The organism is Pseudomonas sp. M5A4_2d (genome assembly GCF_053345295.1).
Map to the genome: position 1 here is coordinate 201,432 of NZ_JBKEZW010000002.1, position 17,146 is coordinate 218,577.

A 17,146-nucleotide genomic window follows, 5' to 3' on the forward strand; every position below is an offset into this window, starting at 1 on the left:
TCGAGGTTGAACATCAGGCTTTGCGCCCCAGCATTCGCGTCAGGGTCGCATCACGATCGATAAAATGGTGTTTAAACGCAGCCACGCCGTGCAAGCCGGCGAAGACCACCAACACCCAGGCGAGGTACAGATGCACCACACCGGCGGTGTCTGCCTGGTCCGGTAGCCCGGAAACCACGGCAGGAATCTCAAACAGGCCAAACACCGGGATACCGACACCGTCTGCGGTGGAAATCAGGTAACCGGCAATCATCACGGCAAACAGCCCGAGATAAAGGAAAGCATGGCCAAACGCAGCCCCGATACGGGTCAAGCGGCTGTAGCTGGCCAGTGGAGGAGGCGGCGGGCTGATCAGGCGCCAGACAATGCGCACCAGCATGATGGCGAACAGCGTAATGCCAATGCTCTTGTGCAGGTCAGGCGCGTCTTTGCGCCAGGTGCTGTAATAGTCGAGACCGACCATCCACAGGCCCAGGGCGAACAAACCGAACACCACCAGGGCCACGCCCCAGTGCAAAACAATGCTGACCCAACCATAGCGGGCCGGTGAGTTACGTAGTTGCATGTCCCAAATCCCGTAAGAGCTGTGCCCAAGACTAGCGATTTACCTATCGAATTAAAGCGGAAAATTTCGCTTTGAAATATCGAGAAATACGATCAAGAGGTTATGCACAGTACGTTAACAATGGATTAAGGACTATTCCTAAGAAACGTGACAGTCCGTCCCGCGTTTACTGCCAATTCATCCGTAATGGGTTGTGACACCGTCTGGCATTGCATAGGCTTGCGCGATTGTTTCGCCTGCGCCGGCCGCAGGTCCGCTTCGAGGAGATAGACGATGGGCTTGAATAACCAGTGGATGCAACGCGACCTCGCGGTGCTGTGGCATCCCTGCACCCAGATGAAAGACCACCAGCAACTGCCGCTGATCCCGATCAAGCGCGGTGAAGGCGTCTGGCTGGAGGACTTCGAAGGCAAGCGCTACCTCGACGCCGTCAGCTCCTGGTGGGTCAATGTGTTCGGTCACGCCAACCCGCGTATCAACCAGCGCATCAAGGACCAGGTGGACCAGCTGGAACACGTGATCCTCGCCGGTTTCAGCCACCAGCCGGTGATTGAGCTGTCCGAGCGCCTGGTGGCGATGACGCCCGACGGCCTGACCCGCTGCTTTTATGCCGATAACGGCTCGTCGTGCATCGAAGTCGCGCTGAAGATGAGCTTTCACTACTGGCTCAACCGCGGCCTGCCGAACAAAAAGCGCTTCGTCACACTGACCAACAGCTACCACGGCGAAACCATCGCTGCGATGTCGGTCGGCGACGTGCCGCTGTTTACCGAAACCTACAAGGCGCTGCTGCTGGACACGATCAAAGTGCCGAGCCCGGATTGCTACCTGCGCCCCGAAGGCATGAGCTGGGAGGAACACTCGCGCACGATGTTCCTGGCCATGGAACAGACCCTGGCCGAGCATCACGACACGGTCGCCGCCGTGATCGTCGAGCCCCTGATCCAGGGTGCCGGCGGCATGCGCATGTATCACCCGGTGTACCTCCAGCTGTTGCGCGAAGCCTGCGACCGCTACGGCGTGCACTTGATCCACGACGAAATCGCCGTCGGCTTCGGCCGTACCGGCAGCATGTTCGCCTGTGAACAGGCCGGCATCCGCCCGGACTTCCTGTGCCTGTCCAAGGCCCTCACCGGCGGCTACCTGCCGCTGGCGGCCGTGGTCACCACCGACGACGTCTACGACGCTTTCTACGACGAATACCCGACCCTGCGCGCCTTCCTGCACTCCCACAGCTACACCGGCAACCCGCTGGCGTGCGCGGCGGCCCTGGCGACGCTGGATATTTTCGAAGAAGACAACGTCATCGAAAACAACAAGGCCCTGGCCCAGCGCATGGCCACGGCCACCGCGCACCTGATCGACCACCCGCATGTGTCGGAAGTGCGCCAGACCGGCATGGTGCTGGCCATCGAGATGGTCCAGGACAAAGCCACCAAAACCGCCTACCCGTGGCAGGAGCGCCGTGGGTTGAAAGTGTTCGAACACGCCCTGGAACGCGGTGCTCTATTGCGGCCGCTGGGCAGCGTGGTGTATTTCCTGCCGCCGTACGTGATTACGCCGGAGCAAATCGACTTTTTGGCTGAAGTGGCCAGCGAAGGCATCGATATTGCGACCAACAGTAAAGTCAGCGTGGCAGTGCCAAAGGACTTCCACCCAGGCTTCCGAGATCCAGGTTGATTGAATTCACTCAACTGACCGGGTGTCAGGGCTACCGTCATCGCGAGCAAGCCCGGCGCCCACAGGTTTTGTATTTTTCCAGAGAACAGAAATGAGACTGTCCCGCTTTTTTACCGACACCCCGCTGAGCCTCGGCGAGCACGAATTGCCCGAAGCCCAGGCGCACTACATCAGCCGCGTGTTGCGCATGGGCGATGGTGATGCCGTGCAACTCTTCGACGGCTCCGGCCATGAGTTCCTGGGCACGTTGCTGGAGGTCGGTAAAAAGCGCGTCACCGTGCAACTCACGGAACGCTTCGCGGGCCAGACCGAGTCCCCGCTGCACATCCACCTCGGCCAGGGCCTGTCCCGGGGCGAGCGCATGGATTGGGCGATTCAGAAAGCCACCGAACTGGGGGTGAATGAAATCACGCCGATTTTCAGCGACCGCTGCGAAGTACGGCTCAAGGACGAGCGTGCCGACAAACGCCTGCTGCACTGGCGCCAAGTGGCGATCAGCGCCTGCGAGCAATGCGGGCGGTCGACGGTGCCGGTGATTCACCCACCGCTGCTGCTGGCGGACTGGTTAAAGCAGGCCGAGGCGGAGTTGAAACTGGTGCTGCACCCGGTGGCCGAGCCGATGATCAGCCATGCCAGGCCTGCCAGCCTGGCCTTCCTGATCGGGCCTGAAGGTGGGTTGACCGACGCAGAAGTCGAAGCCGCCCAAAGCGCCGGCTACCACGCCGCCCGCCTCGGCCCGCGCGTACTGCGCACCGAGACCGCGCCCGTGGTGGCACTGGCCGTGGCCCAACAATTGTGGGGCGACTTCTAACCCAGCCCTGCAAACCCAATTCAACTGTGGGAGCGGGCTTGCTCGCGAATGCGGTGGATCAGTTAGCCTATTTATCAACTGACACACTGCCTTCGCGAGCAAGCCCGCTCCCACAGTTGGATAGGGTTATCACTCCACGGGATCACTGACCGGCTTGGCAATAATCGCCTTCAACTCGGCTGTCATCGGAAACTCCAGGTTCAAGCCCTTGGGTGGAATCGGCTGTTCAAACCAGCGCTGGTAAATCCCGTTGATTTCCCCCGAGCGGTACAGGTCGCCGAGTGTTTCGTTGACCACTGCGAGAAACTGCGGGTCGTCCTTGCGCACCATGCAGCTGTAGATTTCCCGCGATTGCTCCTTACCCACCACCGCCCAGTGGTGCGGGTCCTTGGCCTTGGCACGCTCGCCGTAGAGCAGCGCGTCATCCATGTAGAACGCCACCGCACGGCCGGTCTCGAGCATCTTGAACGCTTCACCGTGGTCCTTGGCGCTGATCACAAAGATGTTGGCTTTGTGTTCGGCGTTGTAGCTCTTGAGAAAACGCTCGTTGGTGGTGCCCGCAGTCGTGACTACGTTCTTGCCCTTGAGGTCATCGAAGCCTTGGATGCCGCTGTCCTTGGCGGTCAGCAACTGGCCTTTCACATAGATAAACCCGTAGGAAAACGCCACCTGCTTCTGCCGCTCGGCGGTGACGCCGGTAGAGCCGCATTCCAGGTCCACGGTGCCGTTCTGCACCAGCGGGATGCGGGTTTGGGAGGTCACCAGGTTGTACTTCACGTTAAGGTTGGCCACGCCGGTCTTCTGCTGAATCCGCTCAACGATCTTGTTCGCCAACTCCACCGAATAGCCCATGGGCTTGCCGCTGTTATCGCCCACGTAGGAAAACGGCACCGACGCATCGCGATAACCCAACGTGATGGACTTGGCACTGGCGATCTTGCTCAACGTGCCGTCCAGCGGCGCGTCATTCGCCTGAACCTGAGCGCCAAACAAAAGCCCCAGGGTGCAGCCGGTCAACAGGATTTTTTTCATTGTTATTCTCCGTTGGTCTTGCGGTTATTTACGTACAGCAATCACGCTGATTTCCACCAGCACAGTCGGACGCGCCAGTTCCGCCTGCACGGTGGTGCGCGTCGGCGCCATGCCCGGTGACAGCCACGCCGACCACACTTGATTCATCGGTGCAAAACCGGCGCCGATGTCTTTCAGGTAAATCGTTGCGTTGAGCAGGTGGTCCTTGTCGCTGCCCGCCTGCGCCAGTAATGCATCGATCCTGGCCAACACCTCGCGGGTTTGCGTGGCCACCTCCTGACCTTCACCCGGCACCTGGCCCGAAAGGAACACCAGGTCCTTGAAGGTGACGGCACCCGAGAGGCGTTCGTTGCTGTTGATTCGGTTGATGGTCATGGCTTTATCCTCAAGCGGCGCTGGGCGCCAGGCCCTGCATATCAATGGAAGGAACCTGCTGGCCGATCAGCTCGGCGAGCAGTTGGCCGCTGCCGCAGGCCAGGGTAAAACCGAGCGCGCCGTGGCCCAGGTTCAGCCACAGGTTGCGGTACGCACTGGCGCCGATCAGCGGCACCCCGGTCGGCGTGGCGGGGCGCATACCGGCCCACTCGACGGCGCGGGTGTAATCGCCAGCACGGGGAAACGTCTCGAGTGCCTGGCGCTTCATCAGTGCCAGGCGCTTTGGCTCAAGGCGCGCATCAAAGCCGACGATATCGACCATGGCCGCCACCCGCAGCTGCTGGCCGATGCGCGCGTAGACGATCTTGCGGTCATAGTCGGTGATGCTCACATTCGGCGCCTGATGCTGCGCGCCAATCGGCACGCTCAGGCTGTAGCCCTTTAGCGGGTAAAGCGGCAGCGACAACCCAGGCAAGGCCAATTCAGCACTGCGATGCCCGGCCGCCAGCACCAGCTGCTCGACCGGCATCACGTCATCGCCCAGCACGACGGCCTGCACCACGCCGTCGGCGTGACGCAGGCCAGTGACTTTCTTCCCGAGCAAAAAAGTGCAGCGTCCCGAGGCCTCAAGCCGCGCCGCGAGCCGCCGGCAAAAGGCATGGCAATCAGCAACCTCTTCGCTGGGCGTATAGATGCCACCGACAAAACCACCGCTCGCCAACGCCGGGTCCAGGCGTGCGCAATCGGCGGCCGACAACACTTGCTGTTGCAAGGTATCGGTGACCTTGCTGCGCGCATGCTCAAAGGTGCCCGCGCTGCGAAAGGTCACCAGTTTGCCGTTGCGCCGCCAGTCGAAGCCGTCGAGGCGGTCAGCTTCTCGCCATTGCTCCAAGGTGGTCTGGCTCAAGGACGCCAGGCGCAGCAGGTGGGCGGCATTGCGTTTATTCACCGAGCCACGGCAGGCGCCGATAAAGGCCGCCATCCAGCGCCATTGCTGGGGATCGAGCCGGGGGCGCAGCGTTAGCGGCGAGTCACTGCGCAACAGCCAGCCAATGGCTTGCAGCGGTACGCCGGCGTCGGCCAGCGGCGCCACATAGCGGTAGGACAGTTGCCCACCGTTGGCGAAACTGGTCTCGCTGCCCAAGGTGTCGCGCGCTTCAATCACCGTCACCTCATGGCCTGCACGCACCAGGGCGTAAGCACTCGCTAACCCGATGACGCCACCGCCAATGATGCAAACCCGCTTGGCCATTCCCGCCACCCGCTCTTGAATTAACTTGGGCTCAAGCGTAGGGCCAGGTGACAGGCCACCGACAATGAATAAAGATGGGCCACCTATAAACAAAGGTTATGGACGTGCCATGCGCTTGCGTCACATCGAAATTTTCCAGGCCATCCGCCAGACCGGCTCTGTCAGTGCCGCCGCGCAGTTGCTGCACGTCTCGCAACCGGCGGTGACCAAGGTGCTGCAGCACGCCGAGTTGCAGCTGGGCTTCCCGCTGTTTCTGCGGGTGCGCGGCAAATTGCTGCCCACCCCGGAAGCCCTGGCGCTGGAAAGCGAAGTCGAGAAAGTCACCGAGAGCCTGCAAGGTGTGCGACGCCTGGCCAAGAGCTTGCGCCGTGAGCCTGGGCAAAGCGTGCGCATTGGTGCCATTCCGGCGTTGGCCTTGTCGCTGCTGCCGCCAGCGATTCTGGAATGGACGCGCGACTACCCGACCATCGCCTGCGAGCTGTCCAGCGACCATAGCCGCGAATTGGTGCAGAAGCTGTTGATGCGCGAGATCGACCTGGCGCTGACGCTCAACTTCTCCGGCCATCCCGGTTTGACCACGCAAGTGCTGGCCAATGGGGTGTTGGTGGCATTGGCCTCCAAGGGTTATTGGCCAGACGCCGAGATGAGCAAGCCATTGCCGCTGGCAGCGCTCGCGGGTGCGCCGCTGATTGGGCTGTCCAGTGCTGATCCGTTGGCGGCAAAACTCGACAGCTACCTGGAAAACATCGACCCAGCGCCTCGGGTGACGATCGCCGTACAAACCTACTCCCTGGCGCGCGCCATGGTCGAGTCAGGCGCCGGGTTGACGGTAATCGACCCGTTCACAGCCTTGGGCGCCTCAACGGCCACCACCTGCATCCGCACGCTCACACCGCCGCTGCCGATCACCCTGTACGCCCTGACCCGTGCTGACGAGCCGCCGCCGCATATGCTGGCGAACCTGCTGCAGATCTTCGGCAAACGCGCGCGTGAACTGCTCGAACGCTTGTGAGAACACTACCGATCTAATGTGTGGGCTTGCTCGCGAATGCGGTGGATCAGTTAGCCTATTTATCAACTGCCACACTGCCTTCGCGAGCAAGCCCGCTCCCACATTTTTTAACCGCGTCGCCTGTTACAGCACGTAGTGCATGATCGCCACGAAGTGCAGCAGGCTGCCGCCGATCACAAACAAATGCCAGATCCCATGGGAATGGCGCAGGCGATCCTCCAGGGCAAAAAAGATGATGCCGACGGTGTACAACACCCCGCCCGAGGCCAGCCAGACAAACCCCGCCGTGCCCAGCGCAGCCATCAACGGTTTGACGGCCACCAGCACGATCCAGCCCATCACCGCGTAGATCACAATCGATAGAATCCGCGCCTCGGAGCGTGGCTTGATCTCTTGCAGGATGCCGATCACGGCCAGCCCCCACACGATCCCAAACAGCGTCCAACCCCACGGCCCACGTAGCGTCACCAGGCAGAACGGCGTGTAACTGCCGGCGATCAGCAAGTAGATCGAAAAGTGGTCGACCTTCTGCATGATCGCTTTTCGTCGCCCCTGCACGCTGTGATACACGGTGGAGGCGCTGTACAGCACCAGCAACGTAAAGCCATAAATCGCTACGCTGACGATCTTCCAGGGGCTGCCGTCCAGGCTCGCCACCACCAACATCCATACTGCGCCGACAAAAGCTGCAACCGCCCCGACCAAATGGCTCCACGCGTTGAATCGTTCCCCGTGATACATGTGTCACTTACCTCGAATAACCGTTACCGCATGGTTTTACACTATGCACTCTGACGCTCCGGGCGGCTTGGCAGGTAACAACCTTTCTTCATTTGCCCAAACGCACCCGCCGATAGATGATTCGCTTCATCCTGTGGACGCTGGCTCGCCTGCGATGAGGACCTGTCAGCCACTGAGTATTGGCTGACACACCGCTGTCGCAGCGATGCGGCGATCCGCCAAGCCAGCGCCCCATAAAAGCACCCTATCGGTAATCCCCGTGCCCGAGCTTGAACCCGCGCCGCCTCATCCCAGCCTATGGCAGTTGTTTTACAACTTTGCCATGGTCGGCCTGTTCGGCTTTGGCGGCGTAATGCCGTGGGCACGGCAGATGATGGTTGACCAGCGCCGCTGGGTCAGCGAGCAAGGCTTCAATGAGCTGCTGACCACCGGGCAATTCTTCCCCGGGCCCAATATCGCCAACGTCGGCATCATCTACGGCCGGCGCCTGCATGGCTTGCCGGGTGCAATTGTGACCGTGTGCGGGCTGTACCTGTTCCCCTCGTTGATCACCGTGCTCGCCGGTTTCGCCTATGCCAAGTGGTGGAGCAATGACGTGGTGCAGCAGATCTTCGGCGCCGTCATGCCGATTGCCACCGGCCTGATGCTCGGCACCACCCTGCGCCTGCTCAAGGCCATGCCCAGGACGATCGCCAACTACAGCGCCTTTGTGTTGACCTTCGTCTTGATGGCGATCTTCGTATTGCCGCTGTGGATGGTGCTGCTGATTGGCATCCCCAGCTCCCTGGCCTTGAGCTTTATCCGCTCGAACACGGGGGCCGGCTGATGCAAACCGTCCTGCTGCACCTGATGATTCAATGCGCGCTGTGGTCGCTGATGTCGATTGGCGGCAATACCGTAGCCATCAGTGATATCCACCGCTATACCGTCACCGATATGCGCTGGATCACCGATGCACAATTCGTCGCGTTCTTCGCCCTCTCCCAGGCACTGCCGGGGCCAAACGGCATGTTTCTGGTGTTTATCGGCCAGCAGGCGGCGGGCCTGCCCGGCGCACTGGTGGCGTTGACCGCCAAACTGGTGCCTTGCTCGGTGCTGACCTACGTCGGCGCCGGCTGGCTGGAGCGGCACACCCGGACGCCGTGGGTGCAGCGCGTCAAACGCAGCCTGCTACCGCTCTCCATTGGCCTGATCCTCGCTTCCACCTACATCCTGATGAACAGCCTGGAAAACAACGCGACCAGCCTGGTGCTGACCCTGGCCAGCGCCGCCGTGGTGTATTACACGCGGCTGAACGCGATCTGGCTGATCATCCTCGGCGTGGTGCTGGGGCTGTGCAGTTCATGGCTGGGAGCGGGCTGGTTTTAGGGGCACAATCGACGGCATTCGAACCCGAGCCACGGCCATGCTGATCGACGAAGAATTCACCCTCAAGAAGTTGGAAATCTTCCTGGCGTTCATGCGCACCGGCAACCTGGCCCGCGCCGCCGCCGAGCTGCAAACCAGCAACGTCAGCGTGCACCGCGCCATCCACTCGCTGGAAAACGCCCTGCGCTGCCCGCTGTTCAAACACGAAGGGCGCAACCTCACCCCGCTGGAAAGCGCCTATGTGCTGGAAGAGCGCGCGCAAAAACTGGTGGCCGACGTGGTCGACAGCGTGCGCCTGACCCGCGAAGCCGCCGGCTTCTCCGCCGAACGCTTCAAGCTCGGCTCGCTGTATTCGCTAACGGTCAAGACCGTGCCGCAGCTGATCATGGGCCTGAAAATCCGCCGCAGTGAACTGAATATCGACCTGATCCTGGGCTCCAACTTCGACCTGCTCTACAAGCTTAAAAACATGGAAGTAGACGCGATCCTCATCTCCCTCGACGAACACGCCAACGACCCTGACTGCGCGCAGATAGCGCTGTTCTGCGATGACATCTTCCTCGCCACCCCGGCCGATTCACCGTTCGACCGCGAGCAGGAAATCGACCTCGCCGACGTGCGCGACGCCACGTTCATCACCCTCACCCAAGGCTTCGCCACGCATCAGGATGGCAACCGAGTGTTCAAGCAGGCAGGGTTTGAGCCGAAGGTGGCCATGCAGGTGAATGACATCTTCACCCTGTTGAGCATGGTCAGCTCAGGCGTGGGTTATGCACTGCTGCCGGGGCGGATTGCGGCGGTGTATGAGAACCGTGTGAAGCTCATACCGCTGCAACCCAGGTATCGAATGCAGCAGCATATTGGTGTGATGTTTCTGAAGGCCAAGGAGCGCGACCCGAACTTGCTGGCCTTGTTGGCGGAGTGCCGGATGTATGCCAATCGGCAGGCTTGAGACCGCCATCGCAGGCAAGCCAGCTCCCACATTTGAATGTATTCACAGAGCAAAATGTGGGAGCGGGCTTGCCCGCGATGAGGCCCTTACAGCCACCAAAATCAGCCGACCAACCCACGCACGATGAAGTAGAGCAACGAAGGCCCAAGCAAGCACCCAAGCCCGGTATGGAACGTGGCCGTCAACGCGCCATACGGCACCAACCGCCGATCCGTCGCCGCCAAGCCTGCGGTCACACCGCTGACCGTCCCGGCCAACCCACCAAACACCATCGCCGAGCGCGGGTTGTCCAGGCCCATCCAACGCGCCGCGACGGGCGTGCCGACCATCACCAGGATCGCCTTGATCAAGCCGGTGGCAATCGACAACGCCATCACATCCGACGTCGCGCCAATTGCCGCACCGGTCACAGGCCCAACGATGTAAGTCACGGCACCCGCGCCAATGGTGGTCATACTGATCGCATCGCGATATCCAAACGCCCACGCCATGCTTGCTCCGACGATAAACGGCAGGATCGTGCCAAGCAGCAAGGCAATCACACCGATCAACCCGGCTTTGCGCGCCTCAGTGGCTTGTACTTCAAAGGCCGTGGCGACAATCGCAAAGTCGCGCAGCATCGCGCCGCCCATCAAACCGATACCGGAGAACAGCGCCACGTCGGCCAGGCCTTTTTGCCCGCCGGTAAGCGTGCCGCCCACCCAGGCCAATACAAGGCCGATAACAATGGCAATCGCCGAGCCATGAATGCGCCCGAAGGTCAGGCGCTTGGACAGCACCACGGAAATCCACATCACCACGCCAACGAACGCAAAGGCGGTGACCAGGCCGTTATTCTCCAGGCCTTTTTCGATAAGTGCCCACATATCAGCGGCCTCCCACGACAGGTGTCGGCGTAATCAGCGGCTCTTCATCGGGCAAGGGTTCGCCCTTGTGGGTGCGGCTGATCAGCGCGATGGTGCAGCCACAAACGACCACAGAACCAATCGCCGCGAGCACCGCGACCGGGCCGCCGTGCAGGGCGGTGACGACGTTTTGTTGCGCGGCCATCGCGACAACCACGGGGATGTACATGGCCCCCCAGAAGCCGACGCCCATCTCACAATCCTTGGTCATGCCGCCGCGTTTTTGCATCCACAACCGCGCGCAGATCAGCAGGATCATCGCGATGCCCACCCCGCCCACGTTGGATTTGACGCCGAGCAACACGCCCAGCATGTCACCCATGATCACGCCCGCGAGCGTGCAGATCGCCAGCAATGCCACACCGTAGATAATCATCGTTGTTGTCCTCAAAGTGCTCGATCGAAATTGTTGTTTTTGTGCTTCGAAAGCCTTGGGTGGTGCTTTATCGGTGGCGGCGCTCCTCCTCTTGCAGCAGGGCCTGCAAGGTGTCCAGGCGTGCGCCTTCACAGGCGATCACCGTGCCTTGTTCAAACACACGGCGTGACAGGCCGGTGAGCACGGCGCCCGGGGGCAGTTCGATTTGCAGGCGCACGCCGCGCTCGTAGGCGCTTTGCACGGTGCCACGCCAGTCGACGACGCGGCACATGTTGAAGGCGAGGTCGTCGCGCAGTTGTTCCGGGTTATGGATTGGCCGCGCGCGAGTGCTGCTCAGGTAGGTAATGCGCGGAGCCTTGAGCGTGACGAAGGCTTGGGCCAGTGCCTGGGCAGGTTCTTCCAGCAGCGCGCAATGGGACGGCACGCTGACGGCCAGGCGCTTGGCGACGCCGTTGCCTTTGATGCGTTCGGCAACCCGCTTCATCGCCGCGTCGCTGCCAGCGATGACGGTTTGGTTATCGGCGTTGATGTTGGCCAAATACACCGGCGTTTTTGCGCTGTGGATATCGGCCAGCAAGGTTTCGACGGTGGATAACTCCGGGCCGATCAGCGCGGTCATGCCGTAGCCCTGTGGATAAGCGTTTTGCATCAGTTCGCCGCGCAGGCTGACCAGTTTTACCCCGTCGGCGAAGTCCAGGGCACCTGCGATCACCGCTGCCGGATAGGCGCCGATGGACAGGCCCGCCACGTAGTCGGGTGTGTGGTGCAACTGGCGGGCATGGGCAACACCGGTGATCAGCAGGCATAACTGAACGGCGCGCGTGTTCGCCAAGGCTTGCGCCGAGTCGAGCAGGCGAACGTCTTCACCCAAGGCGTCACTGGCTTCTTCCAGCACGGCGGCCGGCAGCGCCTGGAGCATGCCCGTGCGTTGGGCGCCCTGCCCCGGAAACACCAGAAGGCTGCTCATGCCACGGCCTGCCACGGGTCAATCACCAGGTGCGCGCCGCCGGTGGTTTTCAGCAGCACACGGCGTGAACCACCGGCCCATTCGCGCAAGGCGACGGCGCCAAACGGGGTTTGCAGTTGCAGGTCCACGGCACACGGCGCCGTGTCCAATTGCGCCAGCAACGTTTGGGCGTCATTGCGATCAAGCGGCTGGGGCGTGCGCAGAATCAAATCCAGATCGCTCAGGGCATGCAACGCCTCGATACCGCTTGCCAATTCAAAGCCGGCACTGCCGCTCACGCCCCAATCTTGCTGTGCCAACAACGGCCGCAGTTGATCAAGTGCGCGCAACGCCGGTAAATCCCGTGGCGAGATCACGCCGCGCAGGGCTTGGGGCGTCACTCGCCGTTGCACGGCTGCGAGAGGCATCACGGTCGCAAAACGCTGCTCGCGCCGTTGCCCGCGCACGCCGACCGCCACATAGCCCGGCTCAGCAATGGCGCGACGCACCACCACCGGATGGCCGGCGCCAACGGCGTCCACCGCCCACGCCGGCGCATCGGCGGGCAAATGCGCCGGGGTCATGCCCCAGAGCAAATCGTGGGCGTTCACCATTGCTCCCGCAGCAGCTGGCGCACGTGGCTGGAGGCGGCGCGATTAGTGGCGCCCAGCCGCCCTTTTAAATCAGGGCCTTCGATATCGTGGATCGCGTGCAGCAGGCAATCGCTGACCCGCACCACATCGTCCGCCGTGGGCTGTTCAATCTGGCTGACCGACAAGGTTTCCCAGAGCAAACCGAGGCTGGCATAACTGTCGATGTCATAGGCCATCGGCGGCACGCTGGCGGCCAGGGCTTCCAATTCTTCGACGCTGCGCAGGGTCACCCGCGCCGCCGAGGCTTTGCCCATGGCGTGCACCATCACGCCGGGGTCACGCAAGGCGATCAGGCGGTTGGCCTGGTAGCCGTGGGCGAGGAACGCGCCGGACATGGCCTTACCCACCAGCAGTGCAATCACCGGGTGCCCGGCCAGCCGGGCGCGGGCGTAGCTGTCGGCGGCGGCGGCCAGCGCTTGATGGATGCCGAGGGCTTCTTCGCGACGGCCGTAAGCTTGGCTGGGCACATCGACGATGGCGATGATGGGGCGCTTGTCGCCACGGGCGATGGCGTCGTCCACGGCCTTGGCCAGGCCCCAGCCTTCGAGCAGGCCGACTTCGCCGTTGCGCGCGCGCGGGAAGCGGTTTTGTGCATCGGTGACCACGGCGATGAAACGCACCGCGTGTTCACCCAACACGCCGTCGGCGACTTTCAGCGAGGCCGGTAAACCTTCCACGGGCGTGGCGCCGTTGCTCAATGCGTTGAACCACTGCAACCCTCTCATGAGCGGTCTCCTTGATACAGGTCGCGCACCGTGGCCGCGTCGATTTGCGGCGCAGCGTCCAGTTCGGCCAGGCGTGTCAGGTAGAAATCGGCGCGGCGGCTGCGTTGTTGTGCAGGCAAGCCTTGTTGCAACAGCGCGGTGACGGTCTGCTGGATCTGCGCCACATCGTCCGCCACATAACGGTCGGCCAAACCGCTGTTAAAGCGTTGCTCGCCGCCCGTCAGGCTCCAGATAAAGGGGCGGTCGCGGGAGTCGTATTCTTCCAGGCCTGCTTCCTGCTCGATCACCTGCGGGCCATTCAGGCCCAGGCGTGCTTCACGGGTGACGACGAGGTAGCTGCACAACCCGGCAGCAATGGACATGCCGCCAAAGCAACCGACGCTGCCCGCCACCACGCCGATCACCGGCTGGTACTGGCGCAAGTCGACAATCGCCGCGTGGATATCGGCAATTGCAGCAAGCCCGAGGTTGGCTTCCTGCAGGCGTACGCCGCCGGTTTCCAGCAGCAGCACGGCGCGGGTCGGGATGCCCTTGCGGTTGTCTTCAGCCGCCAGTTCCAGGGCGCCGGCGATTTTCGCGCCGCCGACCTCACCGAGGCTGCCGCCCTGGAAGTTGCCTTCGATAGCCGCAACCACCACCGGCAATCCGGCAATGCTGCCCTTGGCGATCACCACACCGTCATCGGCCTGGGGCACCACGCCTTGGCGGCTGAGCCACGGTGACATCACGCGCTGGAACGGATCGATCAGCTCGCGGTAAGTGCCGGTGTCCAACAAGGCCTTGGCCCGCTGCCGTGCACCGAGTTCGACAAAGCTGTGTTTGCTGAGCAAGTCAGTCATGGCCGATCTCCTCGAAACCCTGCTCCAGGCGCAAGCGCACCACGCCGGGGGTGGCGCCGAAATCGTGGATATCAATCTTCAAGGCTGGTGGCATCTGTTCCTGGAAGATCCGCTCAAACAGATGTTGCCAGCGTTGTTCGGCGCCATTTACCGAGGTCTGCACCTGAATAGTCAGCGTGCCCGGCGTGCCCGGTTCCAGCAGCACTTCAAGGTCACCGGAGCCGACGCAACCCACCAGCGCACGGCCTGTTGGCGGCTGCCCGGCGGGGAATTCAAAGGATAAGGTTTCCATCACAACGCTCCGTCGAGGCGGTCGATAAACAGGCAGGCGGCCAACAGGTCGGCGGCGCCGCCGGGGGAGGCATTCAGGGCCAGTAATTGCTGGTCGAGTTCGTGCAGTTGGCGGCGGCCGGCGAGGGTTGCGCTGCCACCTGCATCCAGCACAGCCTGGGCGCCGTGGTGCATGGCGTTGAGGCCCTCGGTGCCTGCGCGGTAGAGCACGCAGGTATCGGCCAGGTCGGTCATGATGGCGAGCAAGGCGTCCAGGCGGGCGTTCTGTTCGCCGACATTTTGCTGACGGCTTTTGTGCAATTGCGGCAGGCCGCGTTGTACAACCGAAGGGAAGCCCAATTGTGCTTCTTCACGGGCACCGCGTGCGCCGTAGCGTTGGGCGACTTGGGCGCCATGGCTCAGCGGTTGGGGCGCGTAGCGGTCATTGAGCAAGGCCAGCCTGGCCGCATTCAGCGTGATGGCGCGTGGTTCCAGAGCCGCCGCTGCGGTAAGCAAACCGAGTGCCCAGATCGCGCCGCGATGGGTGTTCACGCCGTTGGTGGTGGTGAGCATGGCTTGCTCACCTTCGCGACCAATCCGCCCGAGGGCTTCGCGCAGGGGCAAACCGACTTCACCGAATTCAAGCGCGGCTTCAGCCATCGCCTTGAACATCGGCCACAGCGACAGCGCCGACGCGTGCATCAGGCCCAGGTGTAAATCGCGATGGGCGCCATTGCCGCGGCGGTCGACCAAAGCGGGTTTTGGCGACAAGTCCGCCTCATCGATCAGCGCGTCGACGGCCATGTCCGCCAGGCGATCGGCGAGGCTCAGTTCATGCAGTTTGAGGGCGCGCATTTACCAGCTCCTGAACTTGGCGGGCGGGTTGTACAAGCCACCGGACCATTCCACCAAGTCGGCCACGCTCTTGGCGGCCAACAGTTCGCGGGTGGCGTCGGTGCGGCGGATGCCGAGGTCTTCGGGCAACGCGATCAAGCCTTCGCGGCGCATGCGCGCGGTGTCCTTGGGGTTGTGGCGCATGCCGATAGCGGTGACGCCGGCGACAGCGGCGATCATCGCCTGACGCTCTTCCAGGGAGCGCGCCTTGTACAGGTAGGCGATGCCTTCTTCGGTGAGCAGGTGGGTGACGTCGTCGCCGTAGATCATGATCGGCGCCAGGGGCATGCCGCTTTTGCGCGCGACTTCCACCGCGTCGAGGGTTTCGACGAAGGTAGGTTTGCCGCCTTCCTGGAAGGTCTCGACCATTTGCACCACGAGTTTTTTGCCGCGTTCGAGCAAAGCCTCCGGCGCGTCGTCGTGGCGCATATCCAGCCAGGCCGGGGTGCCATGGCGACGACCACGCGGGTCGTGGCCCATGTTCGGCGCGCCACCAAAACCTGCCAGGCGGCCACGGGTCACGGTGGAGGAATGCCCGTCGCCGTCCACTTGCAGGGTGGCGCCGATAAACAGGTCCACCGCGTACTGGCCGGCCAGTTGGCAGAACATACGGTTGGAGCGCATCGAGCCGTCGCGGCCGGTGAAGAACACATCCGGCCGTGCGGCGATGTAGTTTTCCATGCCCAACTCGGTGCCGAAGCAATGCACGCTTTCGACCCAGCCGCTTTCGATGGCGGGGATCAGGGTTGGGTGTGGGTTGAGGGTCCAGTTGCGGCAGATTTTGCCCTTAAGACCGAGGGACTCGCCGTAGGTGGGCAGGATCAGCTCGATGGCGGCCGTGTTGAAACCGATGCCATGGTTGAGCGACTGCACATTGTGTTTTTCGTAGATGCCACGGATCGCCATCATCGCCATCAGCACATGCACCGGCTTAATGTGGCGCGGGTCGCGGGTGAACAGCGGCTCTATGTAGAACGGCTTGTCGGCCACCACCACAAAATCCACCCAGCTGGCGGGGATGTCGACGCGCGGCAAGTCGGTCACGTCGTCCACCAACTGGTTGACCTGCACGATGACGATGCCATCACTGAACGCGGCGGGTTCGATCAGCGCCGGGGTGTCTTCGGTGCTTGCGCCGGTGTAGATATTGCCGGCGCGGTCGGCCATGAAACCGGCCGAGAGCACGACGTTGGGGATCAGGTCCACCACCAGCCGTGCGTAGAGTTCGATATACGTGTGGATCGCGCCGATTTCCAGCAGGCCGTCTTCGAGCAACTGGCTGATGCGCAGGGATTGGGTGCCGGCGAAGGAGAAGTCGAGCTTGCGCGCGATGCCCTTTTCAAACAGGTCGAGGTGCTCGGAGCGGCCGACGCTGGGCATGATCATGTGCAAATCGTGGAGCTTGGCCGGGTCGGCCTTGGCCAGGGAACGCGAGAGGAAATCGGCTTGCTTCTGGTTGTTGCCCTCCAGCACCACGCGGTCGCCAGGCAGGATCAGGGCTTCGAGAGCCTCGACGATCTTGTCGCTGGGCAGCACCGCCCCGTCTGCGTATTGTTTGACCAACCCGAGGCGCCGCTGCTTCTCGTCGCGCCGCCGCGTCCAGCGCGAGTCGGGGGTGATGGTTGCTGTCATGGTCGCTCCACGGGGTTTGCTGTCGTGGGCTTACCTTAGGAGTGAATCCGGGGGGCATCAATCAAGCCCAACGGCGGATCGTTACGGCTGGAGTAACGGATCATCAGCAAACGCTGAG

The 17,146-nt window shown here is 62.4% G+C and carries 20 protein-coding genes; 6 read left to right on the top strand and 14 right to left on the bottom strand.

Annotation, left to right across the window (positions count from 1 at the left end; translation table 11 throughout):
• Window positions 1-13: 13 nt before the first annotated feature.
• On the bottom strand, window positions 14-565 hold the full coding sequence (locus ACLBW8_RS07845) for a cytochrome b (RefSeq protein ID WP_064454514.1): 552 nt from the start codon (window positions 563-565) through the stop codon (window positions 14-16).
• A gap of 273 nt (window positions 566-838) precedes the next feature.
• On the opposite strand from ACLBW8_RS07845, the gene ACLBW8_RS07850 reads away from it, so the two are divergent.
• Together ACLBW8_RS07850 and ACLBW8_RS07855 are read left to right on the top strand one after the other, a co-directional pair.
• On the top strand, window positions 839-2,245 hold the full coding sequence (locus ACLBW8_RS07850; RefSeq protein WP_447805104.1) for an adenosylmethionine--8-amino-7-oxononanoate transaminase: 1,407 nt from the start codon (window positions 839-841) through the stop codon (window positions 2,243-2,245).
• Window positions 2,246-2,336: 91 nt separating this feature from the next.
• Window positions 2,337-3,056 carry a 16S rRNA (uracil(1498)-N(3))-methyltransferase gene (locus ACLBW8_RS07855; protein WP_407016317.1) on the top strand — a complete coding sequence of 240 codons (720 nt, stop codon included), beginning with the start codon at window positions 2,337-2,339 and terminating at the stop codon, window positions 3,054-3,056.
• Window positions 3,057-3,185: 129 nt separating this feature from the next.
• On the opposite strand, the gene ACLBW8_RS07860 is transcribed toward ACLBW8_RS07855, so the two are convergent.
• The 3 genes from ACLBW8_RS07860 to ACLBW8_RS07870 are packed head-to-tail and all read right to left on the bottom strand — an operon-like array spanning window position 3,186 to window position 5,715.
• Complete coding sequence (locus ACLBW8_RS07860; protein ID WP_447805105.1) at window positions 3,186-4,088, bottom strand: transporter substrate-binding domain-containing protein; 903 nt, start codon at window positions 4,086-4,088, stop codon at window positions 3,186-3,188.
• 24 nt (window positions 4,089-4,112) lie between these two features.
• Entirely contained in the window at window positions 4,113-4,463 is a 351-nt protein-coding gene (locus ACLBW8_RS07865; protein WP_447805106.1) for a RidA family protein, read from the bottom strand.
• 10 nt (window positions 4,464-4,473) lie between these two features.
• Complete coding sequence (locus ACLBW8_RS07870; RefSeq protein WP_447805107.1) at window positions 4,474-5,715, bottom strand: D-amino acid dehydrogenase; 1,242 nt, start codon at window positions 5,713-5,715, stop codon at window positions 4,474-4,476.
• 109 nt (window positions 5,716-5,824) lie between these two features.
• Between ACLBW8_RS07870 and ACLBW8_RS07875 the strand changes: the two genes are divergently transcribed.
• On the top strand, window positions 5,825-6,727 hold the full coding sequence (locus ACLBW8_RS07875; protein ID WP_221295821.1) for a LysR family transcriptional regulator: 903 nt from the start codon (window positions 5,825-5,827) through the stop codon (window positions 6,725-6,727).
• Window positions 6,728-6,850: 123 nt separating this feature from the next.
• On the opposite strand, the gene trhA is transcribed toward ACLBW8_RS07875, so the two are convergent.
• On the bottom strand, window positions 6,851-7,468 hold the full coding sequence (gene trhA, locus ACLBW8_RS07880) for a PAQR family membrane homeostasis protein TrhA (protein WP_064454521.1): 618 nt from the start codon (window positions 7,466-7,468) through the stop codon (window positions 6,851-6,853).
• Window positions 7,469-7,727: 259 nt separating this feature from the next.
• On the opposite strand from trhA, the gene ACLBW8_RS07885 reads away from it, so the two are divergent.
• The 3 genes from ACLBW8_RS07885 to ACLBW8_RS07895 are packed head-to-tail and all read left to right on the top strand — an operon-like array spanning window position 7,728 to window position 9,788.
• Window positions 7,728-8,294, top strand: a complete 567-nt coding sequence (locus ACLBW8_RS07885) for a chromate transporter (protein ID WP_407016319.1) — start codon at window positions 7,728-7,730, stop codon at window positions 8,292-8,294.
• Window positions 8,294-8,836, top strand: a complete 543-nt coding sequence (locus tag ACLBW8_RS07890) for a chromate transporter (RefSeq protein ID WP_064454523.1) — start codon at window positions 8,294-8,296, stop codon at window positions 8,834-8,836. The genes ACLBW8_RS07885 and ACLBW8_RS07890 overlap by 1 nt, the downstream gene beginning before the upstream one ends.
• A 37-nt stretch (window positions 8,837-8,873) precedes the next feature.
• Window positions 8,874-9,788: a LysR family transcriptional regulator gene (locus ACLBW8_RS07895; RefSeq protein ID WP_447805108.1), complete on the top strand. Its 915-nt coding sequence runs from the start codon at window positions 8,874-8,876 to the stop codon at window positions 9,786-9,788.
• A gap of 101 nt (window positions 9,789-9,889) precedes the next feature.
• On the opposite strand, the gene madM is transcribed toward ACLBW8_RS07895, so the two are convergent.
• The 9 genes from madM to mdcA all read right to left on the bottom strand — a co-directional run bounded on the left by madM (window position 9,890) and on the right by mdcA (window position 17,028).
• Complete coding sequence (gene madM / locus ACLBW8_RS07900) at window positions 9,890-10,654, bottom strand: malonate transporter subunit MadM (RefSeq protein WP_064454525.1); 765 nt, start codon at window positions 10,652-10,654, stop codon at window positions 9,890-9,892.
• 1 nt (window position 10,655) lies between these two features.
• On the bottom strand, window positions 10,656-11,069 hold the full coding sequence (gene madL / locus ACLBW8_RS07905; protein WP_064454526.1) for a malonate transporter subunit MadL: 414 nt from the start codon (window positions 11,067-11,069) through the stop codon (window positions 10,656-10,658).
• A 67-nt stretch (window positions 11,070-11,136) separates the two neighbouring features.
• Window positions 11,137-12,036, bottom strand: a complete 900-nt coding sequence (gene mdcH / locus ACLBW8_RS07910) for a malonate decarboxylase subunit epsilon (RefSeq protein ID WP_447805109.1) — start codon at window positions 12,034-12,036, stop codon at window positions 11,137-11,139.
• Entirely contained in the window at window positions 12,033-12,629 is a 597-nt protein-coding gene (locus ACLBW8_RS07915) for a malonate decarboxylase holo-ACP synthase (RefSeq protein WP_447805110.1), read from the bottom strand. The genes mdcH and ACLBW8_RS07915 overlap by 4 nt, the downstream gene beginning before the upstream one ends.
• Window positions 12,623-13,393 (bottom strand): biotin-independent malonate decarboxylase subunit gamma, encoded by a 771-nt coding sequence (mdcE, locus tag ACLBW8_RS07920; protein ID WP_447805111.1) that lies wholly within the window; start codon window positions 13,391-13,393, stop codon window positions 12,623-12,625. The genes ACLBW8_RS07915 and mdcE overlap by 7 nt, the downstream gene beginning before the upstream one ends.
• Entirely contained in the window at window positions 13,390-14,232 is an 843-nt protein-coding gene (locus tag ACLBW8_RS07925; protein WP_447805112.1) for a biotin-independent malonate decarboxylase subunit beta, read from the bottom strand. Before ACLBW8_RS07925 ends, mdcE begins: the two co-directional genes overlap by 4 nt.
• Window positions 14,225-14,524, bottom strand: a complete 300-nt coding sequence (locus ACLBW8_RS07930) for a malonate decarboxylase subunit delta (protein WP_053258458.1) — start codon at window positions 14,522-14,524, stop codon at window positions 14,225-14,227. The genes ACLBW8_RS07925 and ACLBW8_RS07930 overlap by 8 nt, the downstream gene beginning before the upstream one ends.
• A complete protein-coding gene (locus ACLBW8_RS07935; protein ID WP_447805113.1) occupies window positions 14,524-15,357 on the bottom strand; it encodes a triphosphoribosyl-dephospho-CoA synthase in 834 nt (277 codons plus the stop codon). Before ACLBW8_RS07935 ends, ACLBW8_RS07930 begins: the two co-directional genes overlap by 1 nt.
• Window positions 15,358-17,028 (bottom strand): malonate decarboxylase subunit alpha, encoded by a 1,671-nt coding sequence (gene mdcA / locus ACLBW8_RS07940; RefSeq protein WP_447805114.1) that lies wholly within the window; start codon window positions 17,026-17,028, stop codon window positions 15,358-15,360.
• Between the last annotated feature and the right edge of the window lie 118 nt (window positions 17,029-17,146).